This window comes from Mesorhizobium sp. KR1-2 (genome assembly GCF_040045035.1).
Lineage (GTDB): Bacteria > Pseudomonadota > Alphaproteobacteria > Rhizobiales > Rhizobiaceae > Pseudaminobacter.
Genome location: NZ_JBDZDS010000029.1, coordinates 1 through 2,499 on the forward strand (window position 1 = coordinate 1; position 2,499 = coordinate 2,499).

Here is a 2,499-nt window from a genome sequence, read left to right on the forward strand (position 1 = left end):
TGTTGATTTCCGCCAGGAACTGACCCGGGATTAGCGAATATTTCCATCGAGAAGTGACCCATGTTTGAACCTTGCCCCGCGTGTTTTCAGCGGGGGCTATGGAGTGATCGACATGGCGTTATTGAGCGTGATCCGACGCTGGCATTTTCGAGAACATTTATCGATCCGGGAGATTTGCCGCAGGAGCGGACTGTCCCGGAACACCATCCGCAAATACCTGCGGTCGGGTAGCGTGGAACCGAAGTTCAAGATTCCGGAGCGGCCGAGCAAGCTCGATCCTTTTGCCGACCGGCTGTCAGCCTGGCTGAAGACGGAGGCGAACAAACCCCGCAAGCAGAAGCGCACTGTGAAGCAGTTGCACGCCGATCTGTGGGCGCTCGGCTACAACGGCTCGTACAACCGCGTGGCAGCCTTCGCTCGAGACTGGAAAGCCGATCGGCAGAGAGAACTGCAGATGTCAGGACGCGGGACCTTCGTGCCGCTGGCCTTCGAGCCAGGTGAAGCGTTCCAGTTCGACTGGTCAGAGGATTGGGCCATCATCGGCAATGAGCGCACGAAGCTGCAGGTGGCGCATACGAAGCTCGGCTACAGCCGCGCCTTCATCGTCCGGGCCTATCTCCTGCAGACGCACGAGATGCTGTTCGACGCCCACAATCACGCCTTCCGTGTCTTCGGCGGCGTTCCCCGGCGCGGCATCTACGACAATATGCGCACGGCGATCGACAAGGTCGGCCGCGGCAAGGAGCGCGACGTCAACATCCGCTTCCAGGCGATGGCCAGCCACTATCTCTACGAACCCGAGTTCTGCAACCCGGCGTCGGGCTGGGAGAAGGGGCAGGTCGAGAAGAACGTCCAGGATGCGCGCCATCGGCTGTGGCAGCCCACGCCGCGCTTTCCATCGCTGGAAGCCCTGAATGACTGGCTGGAGCAGCGCTGCAAGGAACTCTGGGCGCAGACCGCCCATGGCCAGATGCGCGGCACCGTTGCCGATATCTGGGCCGAGGAAAGACAGTCCCTTATGCCGACATCGCGTCCGTTCGACGGCTTTGTGGAATACACCAAACGGGTCTCGCCCACCTGCCTCGTGCATCTGGAGCGCAACCGCTACAGCGTTCCGGCATCCTTCGCCAATCGGCCGGTGAGCGTTCGGGTCTACCCGGATCGGGTCGTCGTCGCCGCTGAAGGCCAGATCGTCTGCGAGCATCGCCGCATCATCGACCGTTCGCATGATCGCCCCGGCCAGACCGTCTACGACTGGCGGCATTATCTGGCGGTCGTGCAGCGCAAACCGGGTGCGCTGCGCAACGGCGCACCGTTCACCGAGCTTCCAGACGCATTCCGGACCTTGCAGCAGCACCTGCTCAAGAAGCCGGGCGGGGATCGTGAGATGGTCGACATCCTGGCGCTTGTTCTTCAGCACGACGAGAAAGCCGTGCTGTCCGCCGTCGAGATGGCACTGAAGACCGGTGTCCCGACCAAGACGCATGTGCTGAACCTGCTGCATCGCCTGGTCGATGGCAAAACCTTCACACCGCCGACCGTGAATGCGCCGCAGGCCTTGGCGCTCGCCAACGAGCCCAAGGCCAATGTCGAGCGCTACGATGCCTTGAGGAAGGCCATGGAGGTGCGCCATGCGTCATAATCCTGCGAGCGGCGCTATCGTCATCATGCTCAGGAGCCTGAAGATGCACGGCATGGCCCAGGCGGTCGGTGAACTGACCGAACAGGGCTCGCCGGCATTCGAAGCCGCCCTTCCGATCCTGTCCCAACTCCTCAAGGCCGAGACCGCGGAACGGGAGGTTCGATCCGTCGCCTACCAGCTCAAGACGGCGCGCTTTCCGGCCTACCGCGACCTCAACGGCTTCGACTTCTTAAGCAGTGAGGTCAATGAGGCTCTGGTGCGTCAGCTCCATCGCTGCGAGTTTACCGACGAAGCCAACAACATCGTCCTGGTCGGCGGTCCCGGCACAGGAAAGACGCATATCGCAACGGCGATCGGCGTTCAGGCGATCGAGCATCACCACAAGCGTGTCCGGTTCTTCTCGACCGTGGAGCTGGTCAATGCGCTCGAGCAGGAGAAAGCACAAGGTCGATCCGGCCAGATCGCCAATCGTCTCGTCCACTCCGATCTCGTGATCCTCGACGAACTTGGCTACCTGCCGTTCAGTGCGTCAGGTGGGGCATTGCTGTTCCACTTGTTGAGCAGGCTCTACGAGCGCACCAGCGTCATCATCACCACCAACCTCAGCTTCAGCGAATGGGCCAGCGTCTTCGGGGACGCCAAGATGACCACCGCACTGCTCGATCGCCTGACCCACCACTGTCACATCCTCGAAACCGGAAACGACAGCTTCCGGTTCAAGAACAGCTCAGCGCATGAGACCAAAACCACGAAGGAGAAAAGCAGGACCTTGACCACCACCACCGAACCGAAACATACCTGAAAGGCGGGTCAATTCTCGGCGGAAATCCCGGGTCAGTTCCTGGCGGAAATCAACA

The 2,499-nt window shown here is 61.2% G+C and carries 2 protein-coding genes; both read left to right on the plus strand.

What is annotated here, in order from left to right:
- The first annotated feature begins 112 nt into the window (after positions 1 to 112).
- Complete coding sequence (istA, locus tag ABLE85_RS23840; protein WP_348795185.1) at positions 113 to 1,642, plus strand: IS21 family transposase; 1,530 nt, start codon at positions 113 to 115, stop codon at positions 1,640 to 1,642.
- On the plus strand, positions 1,632 to 2,444 hold the full coding sequence (istB, locus tag ABLE85_RS23845; protein ID WP_348795186.1) for an IS21-like element helper ATPase IstB: 813 nt from the start codon (positions 1,632 to 1,634) through the stop codon (positions 2,442 to 2,444). Before istA ends, istB begins: the two co-directional genes overlap by 11 nt.
- Positions 2,445 to 2,499: the final 55 nt, after the last annotated feature.

Coding starts and splice junctions, on each gene's coding strand:
- istA (WP_348795185.1), top strand. CDS start 113: ATGGCGTTATTGAGCGTGATCCGACGCTGGCATTTTCGAGAACATTTA.
- istB (WP_348795186.1), top strand. CDS start 1,632: ATGCGTCATAATCCTGCGAGCGGCGCTATCGTCATCATGCTCAGGAGC.